Origin of the sequence: Burkholderia sp. LFS061 (assembly GCF_047978125.1) — a bacterium.
GTDB lineage: Bacteria > Pseudomonadota > Gammaproteobacteria > Burkholderiales > Burkholderiaceae > Burkholderia > Burkholderia pyrrocinia_C.
This window is the reverse complement of record NZ_JBFPFS010000075.1, coordinates 1-20,021: the sequence shown is the minus strand read 5'-3', so window position 1 is coordinate 20,021 and position 20,021 is coordinate 1. Positions and strand designations below refer to the sequence as shown.

The 20,021-nt window shown below is 70.0% G+C and carries 16 protein-coding genes and 1 pseudogene; 15 read left to right on the top strand and 2 right to left on the bottom strand.

Features of this window, described 5'->3' with window-relative positions; all coding sequences use genetic code 11:
* From ACNQQL_RS34735 to ACNQQL_RS34685, 11 genes and pseudogenes are all read left to right on the top strand, one after another.
* Positions 1 to 370, top strand: a 370-nt coding sequence (locus ACNQQL_RS34735; RefSeq protein WP_347069047.1) for a hypothetical protein, incomplete at its 5' end; no start/stop codon positions are given.
* Positions 367 to 1,188, top strand: coding sequence for a hypothetical protein (locus tag ACNQQL_RS34730; RefSeq protein ID WP_072443950.1), 822 nt, complete (start codon positions 367 to 369; stop codon positions 1,186 to 1,188). The genes ACNQQL_RS34735 and ACNQQL_RS34730, both read left to right, overlap by 4 nt.
* Positions 1,185 to 2,657, top strand: a complete 1,473-nt coding sequence (locus tag ACNQQL_RS34725; RefSeq protein ID WP_347069043.1) for a S8 family peptidase — start codon at positions 1,185 to 1,187, stop codon at positions 2,655 to 2,657. The genes ACNQQL_RS34730 and ACNQQL_RS34725 overlap by 4 nt, the downstream gene beginning before the upstream one ends.
* A 58-nt stretch (positions 2,658 to 2,715) precedes the next feature.
* Positions 2,716 to 4,512, top strand: coding sequence for a hypothetical protein (locus tag ACNQQL_RS34720; protein ID WP_347069041.1), 1,797 nt, complete (start codon positions 2,716 to 2,718; stop codon positions 4,510 to 4,512).
* A gap of 50 nt (positions 4,513 to 4,562) precedes the next feature.
* Positions 4,563 to 5,615: a hypothetical protein gene (locus ACNQQL_RS34715; protein ID WP_347069039.1), complete on the top strand. Its 1,053-nt coding sequence runs from the start codon at positions 4,563 to 4,565 to the stop codon at positions 5,613 to 5,615.
* Positions 5,616 to 5,654: 39 nt separating this feature from the next.
* A complete protein-coding gene (locus ACNQQL_RS34710) occupies positions 5,655 to 7,037 on the top strand; it encodes a hypothetical protein (RefSeq protein ID WP_347069037.1) in 1,383 nt (460 codons plus the stop codon).
* 3 nt (positions 7,038 to 7,040) lie between these two features.
* Positions 7,041 to 8,342 carry a hypothetical protein gene (locus tag ACNQQL_RS34705; RefSeq protein WP_347069035.1) on the top strand — a complete coding sequence of 434 codons (1,302 nt, stop codon included), beginning with the start codon at positions 7,041 to 7,043 and terminating at the stop codon, positions 8,340 to 8,342.
* Between the two features lie 3 nt (positions 8,343 to 8,345).
* Positions 8,346 to 9,341: a hypothetical protein gene (locus ACNQQL_RS34700; protein WP_347069033.1), complete on the top strand. Its 996-nt coding sequence runs from the start codon at positions 8,346 to 8,348 to the stop codon at positions 9,339 to 9,341.
* 134 nt (positions 9,342 to 9,475) lie between these two features.
* On the top strand, positions 9,476 to 10,921 hold the full coding sequence (locus tag ACNQQL_RS34695; protein ID WP_347069031.1) for a hypothetical protein: 1,446 nt from the start codon (positions 9,476 to 9,478) through the stop codon (positions 10,919 to 10,921).
* 296 nt (positions 10,922 to 11,217) lie between these two features.
* Positions 11,218 to 11,938: pseudogene (locus ACNQQL_RS34690) on the top strand (response regulator transcription factor).
* Positions 11,938 to 13,431: a HAMP domain-containing sensor histidine kinase gene (locus tag ACNQQL_RS34685; RefSeq protein WP_347069054.1), complete on the top strand. Its 1,494-nt coding sequence runs from the start codon at positions 11,938 to 11,940 to the stop codon at positions 13,429 to 13,431. The pseudogene ACNQQL_RS34690 and the gene ACNQQL_RS34685 overlap by 1 nt, the downstream one beginning before the upstream one ends.
* 19 nt (positions 13,432 to 13,450) lie before the next feature.
* Here ACNQQL_RS34685 and ACNQQL_RS34680 read toward each other — a convergent pair whose 3' ends face one another.
* On the bottom strand, positions 13,451 to 14,551 hold the full coding sequence (locus ACNQQL_RS34680) for an AraC family transcriptional regulator (RefSeq protein ID WP_347069029.1): 1,101 nt from the start codon (positions 14,549 to 14,551) through the stop codon (positions 13,451 to 13,453).
* A 343-nt stretch (positions 14,552 to 14,894) separates the two neighbouring features.
* On the opposite strand from ACNQQL_RS34680, the gene ACNQQL_RS34675 reads away from it, so the two are divergent.
* Positions 14,895 to 16,529 (top strand): AMP-binding protein, encoded by a 1,635-nt coding sequence (locus tag ACNQQL_RS34675; RefSeq protein WP_347069027.1) that lies wholly within the window; start codon positions 14,895 to 14,897, stop codon positions 16,527 to 16,529.
* Here ACNQQL_RS34675 and ACNQQL_RS34670 read toward each other — a convergent pair.
* Positions 16,513 to 16,725 carry a hypothetical protein gene (locus ACNQQL_RS34670; protein ID WP_347069057.1) on the bottom strand — a complete coding sequence of 71 codons (213 nt, stop codon included), beginning with the start codon at positions 16,723 to 16,725 and terminating at the stop codon, positions 16,513 to 16,515. The genes ACNQQL_RS34675 and ACNQQL_RS34670 overlap by 17 nt on opposite strands.
* Between ACNQQL_RS34670 and ACNQQL_RS34665 the strand changes: the two genes are divergently transcribed.
* The 3 genes from ACNQQL_RS34665 to ACNQQL_RS34655 all read left to right on the top strand — a co-directional run.
* Complete coding sequence (locus tag ACNQQL_RS34665) at positions 16,628 to 17,689, top strand: AraC family transcriptional regulator (protein ID WP_347069051.1); 1,062 nt, start codon at positions 16,628 to 16,630, stop codon at positions 17,687 to 17,689. The two genes, ACNQQL_RS34670 and ACNQQL_RS34665, sit on opposite strands and share 98 nt — an antisense overlap.
* Positions 17,690 to 18,060: 371 nt before the next feature.
* Positions 18,061 to 19,851: an acyl-CoA dehydrogenase gene (locus ACNQQL_RS34660; RefSeq protein ID WP_347069025.1), complete on the top strand. Its 1,791-nt coding sequence runs from the start codon at positions 18,061 to 18,063 to the stop codon at positions 19,849 to 19,851.
* A gap of 36 nt (positions 19,852 to 19,887) precedes the next feature.
* The coding region (locus tag ACNQQL_RS34655; protein WP_124472517.1) for an FAD-dependent oxidoreductase at positions 19,888 to 20,021 on the top strand (134 nt) is incomplete at its 3' end.

The window sequence follows — 20,021 nt, the reverse complement described above, 5'->3', positions numbered from 1 at the left end:
CGCCTGCGCCGGTCGCCGGGCCGGCGGCGCCTGCCTTGCCGGCGGCGGCCGCACCCGCCGCGCCCGCTGCTCCGGCTGTGCCCGCATCCACTCGAGGAGAACCGGCATGATTTCGCAGCGGCCGCTGGGCGAGACGCTGGGCGCGTTTGCCGACGTTGCCGAACTGCTGACCGCGGGTGCGGCGCAGGGGCTGCAGGTGCGCTCGCTGGCCATGGAGCTGCCGCTCGACCTGCGCGTCGCGCGCGGTGCCGGCGGCATCGAGCTGGTCGGCGATCTGCCGCAGTTCCTGACCCGCACGGCCTTCGATCCGGAGCCGGCGCGGCTCGCGATCGTCCTTGAAGCCGTGCCGGCTGGCGGAGCGGGGCAATGAACAGCAACGCCAGCCTGCGCCTCGAGGATTTCATCCAGGCCGTGCAGAGCCAGCTCGACAACGCGCAGGCGGCGATGGCGATCAAGGCGCGCAACCTCAACCTGCCGCTGACCTTCGCGATCAAGGACGTCAACCTCGATTTGCGCGCCCATGTCGAATTCGTCGAAAGCGAGGTCTGGATTCGCCCCGCCGGCCCGGGCGACAGCGACAGCAGCACCTTCCATCTCGTCTTCACGACCATCACGCGGCCGGCGATCGAGGAGAACGCGATCGCGCTGTCCGAGGACAGCAAGGACCAGCCGCTGGACGCGCTGGGCGACGAACTCTCGGCCGAGGACCGCAAGCGGCTGGAATGGGCCGGCGTGCGCACGGTCAGGCAATTCCGGCAGGCCGAGCAGCGCGACATGGTGCATGCGATCGGCCGCGTCACCAACCTGTCCGTGGACCGGCTGCGCCGGGCGCTCGATCGGGCGTCCGCGCCGAGCGTCGAGCGGGTCGAGCCCGTGGCGCCCGCCACCGATGCGCTGCCCGATGCGTCGCCGCTGCTGCGCGTGGTCGGGCGCAATCTCGTCAATGGCGGGCACGCGCCGCTGGTGCGGATCGGCAATCGCCCGGTCGCCGTGCTGCAATCGGCGGACGACGAGCTGCTGCTCGCGCCCGGTCACGACCAGTGGGCCGGCGAACTCGCCGTGTCGCCGACGAGCCGGCATGCCGCCGCCGTGGCGTTCGACCTGAGCGCCTTCGCGCCGCCGCCGGCGCCCGCCGCCAGGCCGATGACCCTGGCCGCCGTTCCCGGTCAGGAGGAGACGCGGCCATGACGATCCATGCACTCGGCACGCCGTGGGCGTCGCCCGGCGAGCGGCAGTTCAGCCTGCCGACCAGCCTGCTGCTGAAGCTGGCGCTCGGCGAAGCGCCCGAGCATGTGCCGTCGATCCGCGACGTGACGCGCGGCGCGCTGGCCGCCGCGCAATGCATCGACGGCGGCCCGGTCGACCGCATCGTGGTCGCGTTCGCCGGCCGCTTCCTCGCGGTGCGCCCGTTCAGCGCGCTGGCCGGGCGCTGGGTGCCCGGCCAGGCGCACCACGGTTACGACGCGGTCGAACAGGCGACGGGCATGGCTCGCACGCTGCTGCTGCGCGTGCCGGCCGGCACGCCGATCGGCGCGCTGTGCGACTCGCTCGCGCAGCTCGCGAGCGTGGAGAGTGTGACGCCCAACTACGTGGCGATGGTGCCGATGGACGCGCCCGGCCGGCTGGCGCCCGTGCCGCCGGCCGCGCGGTTCGCGCAGGATGCCCGCGCGCTGGTGCGCATGGCCGACGCGCATGCGATCGAGCGGGGCGACAGCGGCGTCACGGTCGGCCTCATCGACAGCGGCATCGCCCGCCGGCATCCCGAATTCGCCCACGCGTTTCGCGCGGGCGCCGACACGGTGCGGCTGGAGCCCGGCGATCTGTCGCCGGGCGTGCAGCTGCTGAGCGGCCACGGCCATCGCGGCGATTTTCCCGAGGACCGCTTCGTCGGCCACGGCATGGGCTGCGCGGGCATCATCGCCGCCGAGGGCGTCGCGATGCCGCGCGGACTCGGCGGCGATTGCCGCATCCTGCCGATGCGCGCGCTGGCGGCCGCCCGCCTGCCGGGCAAGGCGCACGCGGTCGGGCTCGGCGCGATCGCCGACCTCGACCGCGCGCTCAAGCTGGCGGTCGACCTCGGCGCCAAGGTCATCAACATGAGTTTCGGCACCGACGATGCGACGATCGCCGCCAACCGCCCGAAACCGCATGCCGACACGATTGCGTATGCCGCCGCGCGCGGCTGCATCCTCGTTGCCGCGAGCGGCAACGACGGCTGCGTCACCCGCTACTGGCCCGCCGCCTACCCGCAGGTGATCGCGGTCGGTGCGGTGGGCGACGACGGACGGCCCACCCCGTTCTCGACGCGCGGCCCGCACGTCGCGCTGTGCGCACCGGGCGAACGGGTGCTGACGAGCGCGATCGAGGCCTATCAGCTTGCAACCGGCACCAGCTTCGCCGCGCCGTTCGTCGCGGGCGCCGCGGCGCTGCTCGTCGCGTATGCGCAGCGCCGCGCCTATCCGCTCGACGGCGCGACGGTGCGCGATCTGCTCGTCGCCACCGCCCGCCCGTTCGCGCCCGGCGCGGCCGACGGCTGCGGCGCCGGCATTCTCGACGCGGCGGCGGCGCTGCAGGCGCTGTCCGGCCGCATCGATGCGTACGAAGCCGCGGGCGACGACGGTTGTGCGGGCAAGGAAGGCAGTGCCGACGACGGCTGACTTGTGCACCGGATCCCGTTCATTCCCTCGAACCGACCGGATTTCAAGGAGAAGTTAAATGTTTCATGTCAATGATCAAGTCCGCTTCCTCGACTTCGTCGACCTCGAGACCCGGGCACGCGACGGGCTGGTCGATATCGTCAACCGGCTCGAGTCGCTGAAGCGGCCCCCGGTCGCTGCCGAGCGCGAGCAGCTCGCGCTGTGCAAGGCCATTCTCGACGTCGTCTACCGCAGCAAGACGTCGTCCGGCGACGTGGCAGAGGTCTGCGACCCGCTGTTCGTCGCCACCCGCGAACTGCTTGCCAGCAAGTCGCTGGTCAACCCGCCGCTGCTTTCCGAGGACAACGGCCAGCTGATCTTCGGCGCGGACGGCGCGAGTGGGGCGAACGGCGCGAACGGTGCGGACCCCGAGCCCGCGGCGATCACGCTGGTCGCGCTGGTGCTGGGCATCCTCGTGGTGGACGGAGCCACGCCGCCGCCCGTGAAGGTCGCGGATGGCAGGACCGTGCCGGACGACGACAGCGGGCTGATGAACGCCTTTACCCGCCAGTTCTTCGCGGCGGTGGGCGAAGCCAATTCGTACGGGGCGCTCGCGCAGCGGGTGCTGGCGCTGCTGTGCATCGAGGGCGATCCCGACGGCCGCGACGGCGAGAAGCCTGGCGTGGTCGCCACCGAATTCGCGCGGGTGATGCGCGGCCTGCAGGCCCGCAAGATCCAGGCCGACGAGCCGCAGTTGCGCCGCCGCATCAACGAGGAGTTGAACACCGTCCAGAACATCGGCAGCCAGGACGCGATCGCCGATCTCGGCATCGACCTGCCGAACCTCGAGGATCTGGAGGACGCGAACATCGTCGCCGACAACGTGCGCGTGATGGGCCCGATGATCGTCGCCGCGATGTTCGACGAACTCAAGGTGTTCCAGGTCGTCGACCGCATCGTCGAGCAGTTCCAGCACGGCACGCTGCCGATCGGCCCGGGCAATGCCGGCAAGCTGCTCTATCGCTACTGGCGCGAAACGCCGAACCGCATCTCCGAGCAGGAGCGCAAGAACTTCGCGGCGATCACGCTCGGCGTCCCGGGCGGCGATCCGAATACCGCGGGCAACCGCGAATTCAACGATCTGTGGATCCGCTTCGTGTCGTCGGTGTCGTCGTTCGTGCGCCAGACCGAGGTCGACGCGTTGCTGCGCGCGAGCGTGCCGAACCCGATCAACCACCAGCAGGTGCGCAAGGCCGCCCGGGATCTCGCCGGCAACCTTTCGCTGCATGGCTACGGCATGGCGCATTACGCCGCGCGCGAGATCCAGTCGCAGGTCAAGTTCATGATCGACCTGCTGCAGGACCCCGAGATCCGCGGCTGCTACGGCGCCAAGGACATGTGGCAGGTGATCGACCAGGTCGCGACCTACGATCTGGGCGGCGCGCGCACCAGCTCGCGCTATCGCACGCTGGCGACCTGCGGCACGATCATCACTGCGTGGCTGGCCAACAACGTCGACCGCGTCAACAAGGCGACCGGCCCGCTGCTCAGCATCGACCAGATCGCCAATCCCGACGTCTCGTCGAACCACAAGTCGACCGTCGATCCCACCGACTACGACCTGGTCAACGCGTGCGAGCTGTGGCTGGCCGATACCGCGACCACCGATACGCAGATCGAGCAGTTCTCGCAGCCGCGCGAGGCGCCGCAGATGACGTCGAAGCCGGTGCCGATCCCGGCGATGGCGCGCGAGATGCTGGACGGCGTCGGCGATATCGGCGCCGGCATCGGCCTCGGCACGGGCGTGCCGGTGAAGGCGGGCTACGGTGTCGGCACGCACAACGGCGCGAGCTACTACTCGAACCGCCCGCACTGAACCGGCGTTGCGTGCGCTGCGCCATCCCCGAACCCTGCCGGAGCCGAGCCATGCCCTTGACCTCAATCCGCGAGCCGGTCGTCGCCCGGGTCGAACGCCGCCTGAAGAGCGCCGCGCGAAGCCTCGGCACCGCCGATCCTTTCGCGCCGTCGCGCGACCTGTTCCTGCGCACGTTCGGCGACGGCGCCGACGATCTGCGGTTCCGCGACAACGCGCTGATGCCGATGGCGGTGCCGTTCGAACCCAGCTTCTCGGAAAGCCAGCCGGGCAAGCTGCGTTTCACGATCGAGCCGCTGCCGCCGGAGGCGTCCGCGATCGACCGGCGCGACGCGTCGACGCGCGAAATGCGCAAGCTGATCCGCGACTTCATCGGCCGCGAAGCGCTGCACTGGTTCGACCAGGCGAGCGAGCCGTTCCGGGGCTTCGCCCGACCGGGCGGCAACCTCGACTACGGCGCGTTCTTCGGCTCCAGCTACGACCGCGACGGGCTCTACGCGTCCAAGGTGTATTACGAGCTGCCCGGCGACGCCGGCACGATCGAGAACCTGCCGCGCGACCTGGCCGGCGTCGTCCAGGCCGCGCTGCGGATGGTGCCCGGGCTCAAGCCGCTGTTCACCACGATGGCGGCCCAGCGCGACCTCGGCGGCCAGCGGCTCACGTTCGCGTGCACCCGGGCGCTGCGGCTCGCCGATCTGCAGCCGGTCATGGACGCGCTCGGCATCGGCCATCGCCTGCCCGGCATCATGCAGCTCCTGGGGCTGGTGCTCGGCGGGCGGTTCGACCTGCCGCCGCACGGTGCGCTGCTCGCGTTCGGGCTGGGACCGGACGGGCCGGATTTCGAGCTCTACGTGCTGCTCTCGGCGATCCCCGACGTGCCGCCCGCATTCCTCAGCCTGCTGACGATGGGGCTCGCCGAGCGTCCGCGCGGGCTGCAGGCGCTGGAGCAATGGATGGGCGCGTTTACGCCGGAGGACGCGCATTGGCCGGGCCGCTTCTCGATCATCAGCCTGCGCACGGACGCGGCTTGCCCGGCGCGGGTGAGCCTCTACCTGCGCCCGATCGAGTTCGAGTTGCCTGTGGACGCGTTCGCCCAGGCCAACTGAATCCGAATCGCTTCGTCACGCGTTTCCCGCGAGGTCGCCATGTTCCCGCAAGCCGCCCGTCCCACGCCGATCGCGCCGCCCCCGCGCGCCGCCGCGGCCGCCCCGCGTCACACGCCGCCGGTGCCGGTGCCGGCCGACGCAGTGCGCCACGGCGTCGCGCAGATGCTGACCCGATCGCAGGCCTTCAACGCGATGCCCGACGCCGATCGCCGCGACATCGCCCGCAACACCGCGCTGATCGCCGATTACCTGGCGCGGCCCGAGGGGTTCGCCGGCCACGAGATTCCGGGCGGTCTGGACACCGCCACGGCGCGCGCGCTCGACGACAACACGGATCATTCGGCGCAAGAGAAGAATTTCGACGACCACAACCAGGCAGTCGAGGCCATCGGCAAGTCCAAATTCACCGCGTCAGCCGCGCACGAAGGCGCCGCGGTGGCGGGCGAGCTGCTCAACCAGGTCAAGTTTCCGACCTTCGTCGCCAGCCTGATCAGCGGCGTGTTCCAGTCGATCACCCACAGCTCGATCGAGCAGATGAAGGCGTATCAGGAAATGATCGCGCAGGTGGCGAAATCGCTCGGCCAGTTCGCCGACGAGCACGTGACCGAGAACCAGGCGCGCGATCACATGGTCGGCCAGTTTCCCGACCTGTTCGAGATCGGCATGGACGACAGCGGCGATACGCCGAGCCCGCGCGTGCAGGTGCGCGACGGGGTCGACCCCGACGAAGCGTCGAAGACCGTGCGCGCCCGCCTGCAGATGGGCGACGGCGACACCTTCGACCTGTCGGACGAGGCGTCGGAACTGGCCATCGTCAACCGCTTCAAGATGCAGCTCGCCAAGCAGCGCCAGCAGATGCTGGCCTCGATCGTGCTGATGGGCATCAACCGCATCGTCGTCACCGACGGCAAGATTTCCGCGAAGATCATCTACGACGTGCGCGCGCAGGACACGCTCTCCAAGCAGCGCAGCGCCACCGCGGTCGACCTCGCCCGCGACAAGGACGGCAACGTCCAGACGACCCATGCCGGCAAGGGCACCTACGACCGCGGCGGCAAGTACGACTCCAGCAACGACAAGGACAACGGCCGCCAGTACAGCGCCGACTACTACGCGAAGGGCGACTACGAATACGAGAACAAGCCGATCATCACCGCGTCGACCGCCGCGTCCGAAACCAGCAACGCGGCGATGCAGACCAAGATCCAGCTGTCCGGCGCGGTCGACGTCAATTTCAAGAGCGACTACCTGCCGCTCGACAAGATGGCGACGCCGCAGATGATCGCTACCATCACCGGCAACGCGACGCCGGCCGATCCCAACGTGCTGCCCAGCCCGAAAACGCCGCCGGCCGCCGCCGCACCCGCTGCGGCTCCGGCTGCCGCACCGACCGCCGCGCCCGCTCCGGCCAGGGGAAACTGAGCCATGGGCCTGTCCGCTCCCCCCGACGCGCTTCACCCGGTGCGGCCGCCCACGAGCGCCGCCGCGTTCGACGCGACGCGGCCCGAGGTGCGCCGCCTGCTGACCGCGATTCCGTCGTTCCTTGACCTGCCCGACGACGAGCGCCGCCGCATCGCCGCCGATACGGTGCGGGTGCTCGCGTACCTGGCCGATCCCAACGGCGTGCATGCCGAGATCGCCGAGCGCGAGGCGAACGGCGAACTGCCGCCTACCGGCCTCGCGCGCCCCGTCGCCGCACCGCGTCCGGTGCCGGCCGCCGCCGCGCTGGCCGACGATCCCGTCACCGCGACCAAGCGCCAGCTGTCGCAGGATCCCGGCTTCGCCGGCAAGGACTTCCAGGCCGGCGCGGTCAAGCAGGGCGTCGAGCAGTTCGGCCAGATGGTGCAGAAGGTCGATTTCCCGAAATTCGTCGGCGGCCTCATCAAGAACGTGTTCCAGGCGATCGTCGAAAGCTCGATCGAGCAGATGCGCGCGTATGGCGAGCTGATCGCCAATGTCGCCAAGACCACCGCCCAGTTCATGAGCGACAACATCAGCGAGGGGGCCGGCCGCGACTATCTCGCCGATTCGTTCCCGGACGTGCTGTCGGTGCAGGCGCAGGACGGCGCCGACGCGTTCGACGCCGACAGCGCCGGCGCGGCGGCCGCCGCGGCCCCGTCGCGGCTGGTGGCGCAGGGCGACAACGCGCCGCAGCGGCTCGCCGAGATCAGCCGCAACTACAACCTCGATCCGCCCGTGACCGACCTGTCCGACGACAAGTCCGAGCTGCGCCTCGTCACCGCGGCGCGCCTGCAGATGGCAAAGCAGCGCCAGCAGCTGCTGTCGTCGATGGTCATGCTCGGCATCAATCGCATCGTCGTCACCGACGGGTCGATCAACGCCAAGGTGGTGTTCGACATGCGCGCCAGCGACACCGCGAAGCGCACCTATACCGCGTCGATGCACGACCGCGAGAGCCAGAAATACAAGGAATCGCTCAGCGCCCACTACGGCAGCTGGTACACGCCTTATTCGGCCGACGCCGCGTTCGAGGGGCAGCAGGAACACGTGGCCACCGTCGGGTCGGCGCTCGACGACACCAGCGAATCCAGGGCCGAGGTGAAAGCGAAGCTCTCGGGCGAGGTCCGCGTCAACTTCAAGAGCGACTACCTGCCGCTCGACAAGATGGCGACGCCCGAGATGATGTCGGTGATCCAGGGCAACTCGACGCCGTACAACCCCAACAAGCCGGCCCCCGCCGCCGGCTTGCCGGCCGGGCTGCACTGAATCATGGCGCGCATGCTCATCGCCCCGCTGGCGGATGCCGGGCTCGCGGTCGCCATCCGGTCGGGGGAGCGGCTCGTCGAGCGCGCGACCGCGCACGGCCTGGCCTTCGCGCTCGACGAGCTCGGCGACATCGCAATCCCCGATCCCGTCGCCGCGCGCGTCGACAAGGCGCAGCTGCGGGCGCTCGCGTCGCTCTATCTGGCGGCCGATCTCGAGCCCGCGGGCGTGATCTCGGCGGTCGAGGCGCTCGCCGGCTTGTCCGCGAGCGGCGCAGTCGGCGTCGATCTCGGCGGCGCGGGGCCGCTGGTCGCCAACTGGTGGCGCCACCGCGCCGAGAAGCTGGCGGCCGGCGAACGCGCGGCGTTCTATTCGCGGTTGTTCGGCACCGCGTACGGCCCGGCGGCGGCGGATGCCGAGTGCAACGTCCAGTTCGAGGAGTGCATGCTCGCGCTTTGCGAGGCGCTCTACAAACTCGACGAGACGCCCGGCGCCGACCCGCGCGGAGATCTCGGGCACCAGGCGCGGGTCCGCAACGCCGCCCGCTCGCTCGCGCAAAACCTCGGCGCCGCGTGTACCGGCGTGACCGCGTTCATGGCCGGCGAGATCGTCGGCATGCTCAGGGACGCGTTCGCGATCCTCGGCCATGCCGACATGCGTCAAGGCTTCGGTGCGCACGACATCTGGGGCGTGGTCGCCGGCATCGGCCGGCTCTCGCGCCAGCCGCCGCGCCAGCCCGCCGCCCATGTCCGGCGCGGCAAGGCCGGGATGACCGTGATCGCGTGGCTGGCGGACGTCGCGGATGCGCTGGGCGGCGCGTCGCCGCTGGTGACCACCGACAATCCGGTGATCGCCGCCGCCGCCGAATGGATCGAGGCAACGCTCGGCCTCGGCGAGAAACCCGACGGCCAGGCGCCTGCCGCGCCGGACGCCGGCCGCGGCGTGCCGCCGGCTTTGGGGCCGGCCGCGCGGGAGAACCCGTGGGCGGCACTCGGACGCTGACATGAAACCTCGTCGCTCAGGCCGTCGCGATACGGACGGCACAACCGGGATACCGAGGGCGGTGGACGCGCCGTCGCCACCCCGGCCGCGCGCTACGCGTCGCGGGACGCGCGACGCGCGGCGGAGCCGTTGAGATGGCGGCGGCCGCGCGCCCTGCGCGTTCGCCGGTGCTGCGGCCCGACGTTCGCCACCGTGTCCGCGAACTGCTGTCCGCGCAGCAGGGCTTCGGCGCCCTCGATCCGGCCACGCGCCGCGATCTCGCGTCCGGACTGGTTCGGATCGGCTCGATCGCGCTCGACCACGACGCGCTCGCGGCGCGTCCCGGCGCGGCGCTGGCCGTCGCGCAGAACGCCGGCTCGGACTATTCGGGCACCGCCATCGACCGGATGGCCGGCACCACCCGGGCGGTGCTCAACGCGGTGTCGTTCCCGCGCTTCGTGACCGAGCTGATCACGGGTGTTTTCAAGGCGATGAACGATTCGAACCAGCAGCAGCTGACCGCGTTCGTCGACCTGATCCGCAACGTCGCGCAGACCACCGAAGGCTTCGCGGACAGCAACGTCGGCATCGCCGGCGCGCGGCAGTGGCTGGCCGAGCATTTCCCCGCCGCCTACCAGGTCACCGGCGACGACGAGGCCGCGGACGATGCCGACGAATTGGCGGGTCTGCCGCCGGACGAGCGCCGCCAGCGCCAGCAGGAGTTGCAGGCCGAGCGCGATGCCGCGACCCGGCTGACGTTGCGCCCGGGCGCGTCCCCGCCGGCCGAAGCGGCGCTGCGCAGCGCACTGGGAATGGGGCCGGGCGACGCGGTCCCGGCTTCCGATCCCGAGCGCCTGGTGCCGCTCGCGCAGCAGGTGCTGGCCCGCAACCGCCAGCAGTTGCTCGCGACGATGGTGCAGATGGGCCTGCAGCGCATCGTCATCGAGAGCGGGCGGCTCAACGCCGCGATGAATTTCCATATCGATGCGAGCAGCGCCGCCGCCAACGACCGCGGCTCGCAATTCGACACGCGCAACACGGTGGGCGTGAGCGGGGGCGCACGCTTCGGGCCCTGGGGCGCGGAGGCCAATGTGCAGAGCACGATCGGCTACGTGTCGACCGACCGGACCCAGACGACCGAGAGTTCGCACGCCGACGTCAACCTGAGCAGCGGCGTCGAACTGGTGTTTCGGACGGACTACGTGCCGTTGAACCGGCTGGCGGGCGTGGGCGACGTCGAGCGCATCCGCGTCAACACGATCAATCCGGATGCCGAAGCGGCGCGCCTGTCCTCCGATCGCGCCGCTCTGCGCAGCGCCGAACAGGCCGACCTGGCAGCTCGCCGGACCTCGCTCGACGGCGGGCTGCGCCCGCCGCCCGGCGCCGCGCCTGCGGCTTCGGGTTCCGTCGCGTCAGGCTCGGCAGGGGGAGCCGGCGCCGGCCAAGCGTCCTCGTCGCAGCCGGCTGCGACGCATACGCCTGCTCCGCAGCCGCCTTCCGGGCCTGGCGCCGCAGCGTCCCCGTCGCCCGTGCAATCCGCTGCGGCAGCACCTCGATCGCCTGCCGGCGCAACGGCAGCGGGACACCGCGCAGCGTCCTGAGCGCGTGCACCGGCGGCCGTTCCCGAAGCGTCCGCTTTTTAGGGTTCATTTAGCGTTCGTACCCGGATGACGGAAACTGCATTTCAGGCGCCGGAGCGAAAAGCCTTGCGGGCATTGGCTCACCGCGCATGCGTCGTTCAAAGTTAAATGATTTGTGATCACTCGCCGCCGCAAAATTTTGCACAATGGCGGCAGCGCGGCGTTGCGCCGCGATTCGCCCCCGGCAACCGGCAATCCCGACCACCGTTGTCGCAACCGTTACCGAACCCGAGCCCGACGTGCCGCCGCCCACCGCCATGGACCATCCGAAACGCATCCTGATCGTCGAGGACGACGCCGACATCGCCGACGTGCTGAGCCTGCACCTGCGCGACGAGCGCTACGAAGTCGTGCACAGCGCGGACGGCGCCGAAGGGCTGCGCCTGCTCGAACAGGGCAACTGGGACGCGCTGATCCTCGACCTGATGCTGCCGGGCGTCGACGGCCTCGAAATCTGCCGGCGTGCGCGTGCGATGACGCGCTACACGCCGATCATCATCACGAGTGCGCGCTCGAGCGAGGTGCACCGGATCCTCGGCCTCGAGCTCGGCGCCGACGACTATCTGGCGAAGCCGTTCTCGGTGCTCGAACTCGTCGCGCGCGTGAAGGCGCTGCTGCGGCGCGTCGATGCGCTCGCGCGCGATTCGCGGATCGACGCGGGTACGCTCGACATCGCCGGGCTGTCGATCGACCCGATCGCGCGCGAGGCGAGCGTCGACGGCGCGCGCATCGACCTCACGCCGCGCGAATTCGACCTGCTGTATTTCTTCGCGCGGCACCCGGGCAAGGTGTTCTCGCGGATGGACCTGCTCAATGCCGTGTTGGGGCTACCGGCACGAAGGCTACGAACACACGGTCAACACCCACATCAACCGGCTGCGCGCGAAGATCGAGGCCGATCCGGCCGAGCCCGTGCGGATCCTCACCGTGTGGGGACGCGGCTACAAGCTCGCCGCGCCGGGCCAGCGGGACGCATGATGAAACTCACGCTCACCCAGCGGCTGTCGCTCGTGTTCTCGGTCCTGCTGCTCGCGTGCTCGGGCGCGTCGGCGTGGCTGCAGATCCGCGCGAACGACATGCGCGAGAAGGAAGTCGTGCAGGGGCTGTCTCGCGACCTGGCCGCCAACATCGCCAACAGCGCGCCGCTGATGGACGCGAACGGGCTGCGCCCCGACGCCGTGCGCACGCTGTTCGGCCAGCTGATGGGCGTGAACCCGAGCGTCGAGGTGTACCTGCTCGACAACGCGGGGCGAATCAAGGGCGACGATGCGCCGCCCGGCCACGTGAAGCGCGACCGCGTCGATCTTGCTCCCGTGCAGCGTTTCATCGCGGGCCAGCCGCTGCCGATCCTCGGCGACGATCCGCGCAGCCCCGACGCGCGCAAGGTGTTCAGCGCCGCGCCGCTGCAGCGCGCCGGGCAGCCGCCGTCGGGCTATATCTACGTGGTGCTGCTCGGCGAGGCGCACGACCGGCTGGCCGCGCGCGTCGATGCCGGCAACGTGCTGCGCACGACGCTGTGGTCGATGGCGGTCGTCGCGCTGCTCGGCCTGCTCGCGGGCCTCACCGCGTTCAGCTTCATCACGCGCCCGCTGCGCCGGCTGACGGACGCGATGCGACGTTTCGACGCGAACGGCGTGCCCGACACGCAGCCGCCGGTGCCGCGCTCGCCGCCGGGCCGGCGCGGCGACGACATCGTCGTGCTCGAATCCGCGTTCGCGCAGATGGCCGACCGGATCGGCGAACAGTGGCGCGCGCTGACGCACCAGGACCAGCAGCGGCGCGAACTGATCACGAACATCTCGCACGACCTGCGCACGCCGCTCACGTCGCTGCACGGCTATCTGGAGACCCTGTCGCTGAAGTCCGACGCGCTCGCCGAACCCGAACGGCGGCGCTACCTGTCGATCGCGCTCGCGCAGAGCGCGAAGGTCGGCCGGCTCGCGCAGGCGCTGTTCGAACTCGCGCGGCTCGAATCGGGCGGCGTGCAGGCCGAGCGCGAGCCGTTCTCGCTGGTCGATCTCGTGCAGGACGTGTTCCAGAAATTCGAGTTGGCCGCGCAGGCGCGCGGCATCGCGCTGCATGCGCGGATCCCGCCGCGCGTGCCGGTCGTGTCGGCCGATCTCGGGATGATCGAGCGCGTGCTGACCAACCTGCTCGACAACGCGCTGCGGCACACGCCTCCGCACGGCGAGGTCGAGGTCGCGCTGGAGCCGCGGGGCCACTGCGTGGTCGTGACCGTGTCGGATACCGGCGAAGGGATTCCGGCGGCACGCCGCGAAGGGCTGTTCCAGCGGCCGCAGCGGCCGATGAGCGGCGCCGCGGTGACGAGCGGCGGGCTCGGCCTGCTGATCGTGCACCGGATGCTGGCGCTCAACGGCAGCAGCATCCGGCTCGTCGATCGGGCCGGGCGCGGCGCGGTGTTCGAATTTGCGCTGGCGGTCGCGTCGCCGGCGGCCGGCGACGCACGCTGAAATTCGTCAGCATCCGCGTTCAGCCGCCGCGCTTGCGCCGCACGTCGCTCGGCGTGGTGCCGGTCCAGCGCTTGAACGCGTGACGGAATCCGACCGCATCGCTGAAGCCGAGCGTCAGCGCGATGTCCTCGGTGCTGAGCGTGGTGGTGCTGAGATAGTCGATCGCGAGCGCCTTGCGCACGCTCGTCAGCAGTTCGCTGTACGACGTGCCTTCGGCTTCGAGCTTGCGGCGCAGCGTGCGTGACGTAATGCAGAGGAGGTCCGCGATCGCGTCGATGTCCGGGAAGTGTCCCGGCGTGCGGGTGAGCTCCTGGTAGACGCGTCGCGTGATGCCCGACTGGCTGCGCAATTCGTCGAGCAACTGCGCGCAGTGCGACGATACCTGCGCGGCCGTGATCGGATTCGCGAGCTGCGGCGCGCGTGTCAGCCACGCGGCCGGATAACTGAGCGTGTGGTGCGGCTGGTCGAACGCGAGCGGGCATTCGAGCGCGTCGGACAGCAGCGCCGCGTGCGGCGGCTGCGGCTGCGCGAATTGCGCGCGCGCCGGCACGCACCACGCGCCCATCACGTCCTTGATGATCGTCACGTGCAGCGCGAACTGCATGTCGATCAGGAAGCGATAAAGCGCTTCGTCGAGATCGGGCAGCGCGACTTCGTGCCGGTCCGGAAACAGCCACGACGCGGTGTCGCCCTGTTCGACCCAGCGGATCGCGAGCATGCCGTTCGCGAGCCGGTGATACTTGACCGCCGAGTCGAACGCGTGCGCGAGCGATTCCGAACACAGCATCGCGTAGCCGTACATCCCGTAGCTCGACACGTGCAGCAGGCGGCCGACGCGCACGCCCAGATCCGTGCCGTCGTAACGGCCGATCGCGTTGCGCGCGGCGCGCAGGAACTGCTCGGGCGACGTGAGCGTGAACGGATCGGCGACGGCGGCCGGATCGAGGCCCGTGCCGTCGAGCACCGTGGCCGGATCGAGGCCGGCCTCCGCCGCGACCGCGACGAGCACGGCCAGCTTGGCCGGCGAGAAGCGCTTCTCGCGCAACGCGTGGGTGGGCAGGGCGTCCGGCAGGCGGTCTGCGCGGGCAGTCGTCGGGTTCAAGAGCGCACTGCGCGGCATGACGGGTTCTGCGTCCGAATCGATATCGTTGACGGAACGCAATTCTGAGCGGGAACGGTTCCGGGCGCCACAGGGTTCACCCTGATGCGGGTTGTTGCACGTGGCCTGCCTGGGGCGGGCGGCTTGACGGATGAGGCTGGAGACCAGCTGGCCACCGGTATCGTGTCCGTTTCGATCATCTTTTCGGCCGGCCGGATCATTTTCAAAGCGCGTCGCGCGGGCGATAGTCGCCGATCAGGCGACGGCCCGCGCCACCCAGGCGTGCAGGCCGCCGTGCGAACGGCGCGAGGCCGGCCCGGGGCGGTTCCCGGCCGGGCGGTGCGCTGTCCTCCAGGAGCGAGACATGACGAACAGACACTGGACCGGGTCGTATGGCGCGATCCCCGCCGAGATCGACGCCGATCGCCATCCTTCCGTCAGCGCGCTGCTGGACGACGCGATGCGCCGCTTCGCCGATTGTCCCGCGTTCCATGCGTTCGGCCGCACGCTGACCTATGCCGATGTCGACCGCCTGTCGAGCGCGCTGGCCGCGTATCTGCAGCAGGTCGTCGGCGTCCGCAAGGGCGACCGCGTGGCCGTGATGCTGCCCAACGTGCTCGCGTTTCCTGTCGTGTTCGTCGCCGTCGCGAGGATCGGCGCGATCCAGGTCAACGTGAACCCGCACTACACCGCGCACGAGCTCGGGCATCAGCTCGACGACGCAGGCGTCGAGGTCGCCGTGGTGTGCGGCGGGTCGATGGGCACGTTCGCCGACGTGGTCGGCGGCACGCGCGTGCGCACCGTGCTGAGCGTGGGGCGCGGCGATCTGGGCGTGGTCGATGCGCCGGCCGGCGTGTGCGATGCGCTGCCGCCCGGTTCGATCGCGCTCGCGGACGCGATCGCCGCAGGCGAATCGCTCGCGTGCGAGCCGGTCGCGCTGGGCGGCGCGGACCTGCTGCTGCTGCAATACACGGGCGGCACGACCGGATTGTCGAAGGGCGCCGCGCTGTCGCACCGCAACCTCGTCGCGAACATCGAACAGTTCGCGGCGATCGTGGCGGCCGCGCGGGTGCCGGGCGAGGAAGTCGTCGTCACCGCGATCCCGCTGTACCACATCTTCGCGCTGACGGTGAACTTCCTGTCCTACTTCGCGATCGGCGCGCAGAACTGGCTCGTCGCGAACCCGCGCGACATGGACGCGTTCATCGACGTGCTGAAGGCCGCGCGGCCGACCGTGTTCGTCGGCGTGAACACGCTGTACGCGGGGCTCGCCGGCCATCCGCGCCTGAAGGAAGTCGACTGGTCGCGGCTGAAGCTGTCGGCCGGCGGCGGCGCGGCGGTGATCGACGTGATCTCGTCGCGCTGGAAGGCGGTGACGGGCAACTTTATCCGCGAGGGCTACGGGCTGTCGGAAACGTCGCCGGTCGTGTCGTTCAACCCGCAATCGATCGACGCGTTCACGGGCACCACGGGCCTGCCGCTGCCGTCGACCGACGTGAAGCTGCTCGACGACCAGGATCGCGAGGTCGCGATCGGCGAAGCGGGCGAGATCTGCGTGAAGGGGCCGCAGGTGATGACCGGCTACTGGCAGAAGCCGGAAGCGAATACGGCCGCGTTCACGGCGGACGGCTATTTCCGCACCGGCGACGTCGGCGTGTTCGACGCAGCCGGCTTCCTGCGGATCGTCGACCGCAAGAAGGACATGATCATCGTGTCGGGCTTCAACGTGTACCCGAACGAGGTGGAAGCCGTCGCGACCGCGCTGCCGGGCGTTGCCGAATGCGCATGCATCGGCGTGCCGGACGCGCGCACCGGCGAGGCCGTCAAGCTGTTCGTGGTGCTGGCGCCGGATGCCGACGTGACGGAGGCGCAGCTCGTCGCGCATTGCCGCGAGAGCCTCGCGGCCTACAAGGTGCCGAAGCTCGTCCGCTTCGTCGACCGGCTGCCGAAGTCGACGGTCGGCAAGATCCTGCGCCGGGAACTCAGCCGCACCGGCTGATGGCGCCGAAGCGCCGCGCGGCCGCGGCGGCCCGGCCCGGCGCGCCGAAGGCCCCGAAGCAGACGCGCGGGCCGCTCAAGTACAATGCGAGCGGTTCGATCGACGGGGACGCGATGACCGGCTCAGATTCACTTTCCGCCCGGCCCGGGCGCGCGCTGCCGTCGCCGAGCGCGACGGTGCCGATCTCGCTCGTCAACGGTTTCCTCGCGAGCGCGGGGGCGCAGCGCGACGTGGTCGAACGCTACCTGCGCGGGGCCGGCATTCCGATCGAGCTGCTCGGCGAGCCGCATGCGCGCGTGACGGAGGAGCAGTTCTCGACGCTGTACCGCACGCTCGCGATCGACCTCGACGACGAGATGCCCGGCATCTTCTCGCGCCCGCTGCGCGGCGGCACGCTGAAGTATCTGTGCCTGAGCCTGCTCGATGCGCGCAACCTCGAAACGGCGCTGCATCGCTTCGGCCAGTTCTTCCATATCCTGCTCGACGACTTCTTCGTCGAATCGAAGCGCGACGGTCTCGTCGCACAGGTGCTGCTGCGCCCGAACGAGGCCATCGGCCCGATCGGCGCGCTCGGTCAGGAGCTGATGCTCAAGCTCGTGCACGGCGTATGTTCCTGGCTGATCGGGCAGAAGATCCCGCTGCTGCGGATCGAGTTCGCGTGCCCGCGGCCGCGCCATGCGGTCGACCATCTGTACTTCTTCACCGGCTCCGTGCAGTTCGACTGCGAGCGCACGCTGATGCGCTTCAGCGCGGACTACCTCGATGCGCCGATCCGGCAGAGCAAGCGCAACCTGCGCAAGTTTCTCGCGCGCGCGCCCGGCGACTGGATCTTCGAATCGTTCAGCGAACAGCTCGTGTGCCATCGCGTGCGGCAATACCTGTCGGCGGCGCTGCCCGACCTGCCGGTGATCGACCAGGCGGCCGAGCACCTGCATTGCTCGGTGCGCACGCTGAGCCGCCACCTTGCGGCCGAAGGGACGACGTTCCAGGCGCTCAAGGATGAACTGCGGCGCGACATCGCGATCCAGCGGCTGACCGATACGCCCGACACGATCGCGGCGATCGGCGCCGATATCGGGTTCGACGATCCGAGCGCGTTTCATCGCGCGTTCCGGCACTGGACGGGGAGTACGCCGGGGACATATCGGCGGCGCGCGTAGTGCGCCTTTTTCAAACCGGTTCCCATAACCGGCTTCCTTTGTTCGCTCCCATGGCCGGCTCCCATAGGCGATTCCCATAACCGGCCCCCGTTGCCGCCGGCATGCTGCGTCGCTTCGGCCCCACCGGCCGGCACATCGATTGCTCGCCGTTTTCATCGAAACCGGCTCAGGCCAAACCCTTATCCAGCCGGCCGTTTCCGGCCGCGCCCACGCAACCCGTGGCCGATTTTGTCACCATGTGGGCCGGATATGACAACGGGAATCGGCCATCGCGGCATTACGATGGGTCACGTCGTCGCCCGGGTCCGGCCGGCTTTGCCGTACCGGCCCGGTAGCGCACCTCATTCACCGCCTGATTTGGAACATCGACCATGAGCTATAACGCCCCCGTCAAGGACATGCTGTTCGTGCTGAAGGAACTCGCGGGTATCGACGCCGTCGCGCAGTTGCCGGGCTTCGAGGATGCCGGTTACGACACGGCGCAGGCCGTGCTCGACGAGTCCGCGAAGTTCTGCGGCGAGGTGCTGGCGCCGCTGAACGTCGAAGGCGACCGCAACCCGAGCAGCTGGAAGGATGGCGTCGTGACCGCGACGCCGGGCTTCGGCGACGCGTTCCGCCAGTTCGTCGAAGGCGGCTGGCAGGGGCTGCAGCATCCGGCCGAGTACGACGGCCAGGGGCTGCCGAAGTTGATCGCGACGCCGTGCATCGAGATGCTGAACGCGTCGAACCTGTCGTTCGCGCTGTGCCCGCTGCTGACCGACGGCGCGATCGAGGCGCTGCTGACGGCCGGCACCGACGAGCAGAAGCAGCGCTATGTGCCGAAGCTGATCTCGGGCGAATGGACGGGGACGATGAACCTGACCGAGCCGCAGGCGGGCTCCGATCTGGCGCTGGTGCGCTCGCGCGCGGAGCCGCAGGGCGACGGCACCTACAAGGTGTTCGGCACGAAGATCTTCATCACGTGGGGCGAGCACGACATGGCGGACAACATCGTCCACCTGGTGCTGGCGCGCACGCCGAACGCGCCGGAAGGCGTGAAGGGCATCTCGCTGTTCATCGTGCCGAAGTTCATGGTCAACGACGACGGTTCGCTGGGCGCGCGCAACGACGTGCACTGCGTGTCGATCGAGCACAAGCTCGGGATCAAGGCGAGCCCGACGGCGGTGCTGCAATACGGCGACCACGGCGGTGCGATCGGCTACCTGGTCGGCGAGGAGAACCGCGGCCTCGAATACATGTTCATCATGATGAACGCGGCGCGCTTCGGGGTCGGGATGCAGGGGATCGGCGTGGCCGACCGTGCGTACCAGAAGGCGGCGGCGTTCGCGAAGGAACGCGTGCAGAGCCGCCCGGTGGACGGCTCCGCGAAGCAGTCGGTGACGATCATCCATCACCCGGACGTGCGCCGCATGCTCGGCACGATGCGTGCGCTGACTGAAGGCGCGCGGGCGCTGGCGTATGTGGCAGCCGCGCACAGCGACATTGCCCACCGCCATTCGGACGAGGCGACGCGCGGCCGTCATCAGGCAATCTACGAATATCTGGTGCCGGTCGTGAAGGGCTGGAGCACGGAGATGGTGAACGACGTGGCGAGCCTGGGCGTGCAGGTGCACGGCGGGATGGGCTTCATCGAGGAGACGGGCGCGGCGCAGTATTACCGCGATGCGCGGATCCTGGCGATCTACGAAGGGACGACGGCGATCCAGGCGAACGACCTGGTGGGCCGCAAGACGATGCGCGACGGCGGCGCGGTGGCGAAGGCGCTGATCGCGGAGATCGGCGACACGGTGGCAGCGCTCGGCAGGCTGGACGGCGCGGCGGCCGCGTCGATGAAGGCGCAGCTGGAAAAGGGTGCGCGCGCGCTGTCGTCGGTGGTGGACTACGTGGTGGCGAACGTGAAGCAGGACCCGAACGCGGTGTTCGCGGGCAGCGTGCCGTATCTGAAGCTGGCGGGCGTGGTGCTGTGCGGGTGGCAGATGGCGCGCGCGCTGGTGGCCGCGCAGGCGAACCGCGCGAGCGACCCGGTGTTCTTCGACGCGAAGATCGCGATCGCGCAATGCTATGCGGAGCACATTCTCGTGCAGGCCGGCGCGCTCGAAGCGTCGATCGTTGGCGCGAAGGGCAACGAGAGCGTGCTCGCGTTGACGGAAGACCAGTTCTGACCGGCTGACGGTCGGGACGCAGGAGGAGACAGGATTTTGACCACACAGGACTTGCTTGCGCAATACGGCCCGCGCGAATCGATGGAATACGACGTCGTGATCGTCGGCGGCGGCCCCGCCGGGCTGTCGGCGGCGATCCGGCTCAAGCAGCTGGCCGCCGAGAAAGGCAC

Excerpts from the sequence above, each read along its gene's own strand:
- ACNQQL_RS34730 (WP_072443950.1), top strand. The coding sequence starts at position 367 with ATGAACAGCAACGCCAGCCTGCGCCTCGAGGATTTCATCCAGGCCGTG.
- ACNQQL_RS34725 (WP_347069043.1), top strand. The coding sequence starts at position 1,185 with ATGACGATCCATGCACTCGGCACGCCGTGGGCGTCGCCCGGCGAGCGG.
- ACNQQL_RS34720 (WP_347069041.1), top strand. The coding sequence starts at position 2,716 with ATGTTTCATGTCAATGATCAAGTCCGCTTCCTCGACTTCGTCGACCTC.
- ACNQQL_RS34715 (WP_347069039.1), top strand. The coding sequence starts at position 4,563 with ATGCCCTTGACCTCAATCCGCGAGCCGGTCGTCGCCCGGGTCGAACGC.
- ACNQQL_RS34710 (WP_347069037.1), top strand. The coding sequence starts at position 5,655 with ATGTTCCCGCAAGCCGCCCGTCCCACGCCGATCGCGCCGCCCCCGCGC.
- ACNQQL_RS34705 (WP_347069035.1), top strand. The coding sequence starts at position 7,041 with ATGGGCCTGTCCGCTCCCCCCGACGCGCTTCACCCGGTGCGGCCGCCC.
- ACNQQL_RS34700 (WP_347069033.1), top strand. The coding sequence starts at position 8,346 with ATGGCGCGCATGCTCATCGCCCCGCTGGCGGATGCCGGGCTCGCGGTC.
- ACNQQL_RS34695 (WP_347069031.1), top strand. The coding sequence starts at position 9,476 with ATGGCGGCGGCCGCGCGCCCTGCGCGTTCGCCGGTGCTGCGGCCCGAC.
- ACNQQL_RS34685 (WP_347069054.1), top strand. The coding sequence starts at position 11,938 with ATGAAACTCACGCTCACCCAGCGGCTGTCGCTCGTGTTCTCGGTCCTG.
- ACNQQL_RS34680 (WP_347069029.1), bottom strand. The coding sequence starts at position 14,551 with ATGCCGCGCAGTGCGCTCTTGAACCCGACGACTGCCCGCGCAGACCGC.
- ACNQQL_RS34675 (WP_347069027.1), top strand. The coding sequence starts at position 14,895 with ATGACGAACAGACACTGGACCGGGTCGTATGGCGCGATCCCCGCCGAG.
- ACNQQL_RS34660 (WP_347069025.1), top strand. The coding sequence starts at position 18,061 with ATGAGCTATAACGCCCCCGTCAAGGACATGCTGTTCGTGCTGAAGGAA.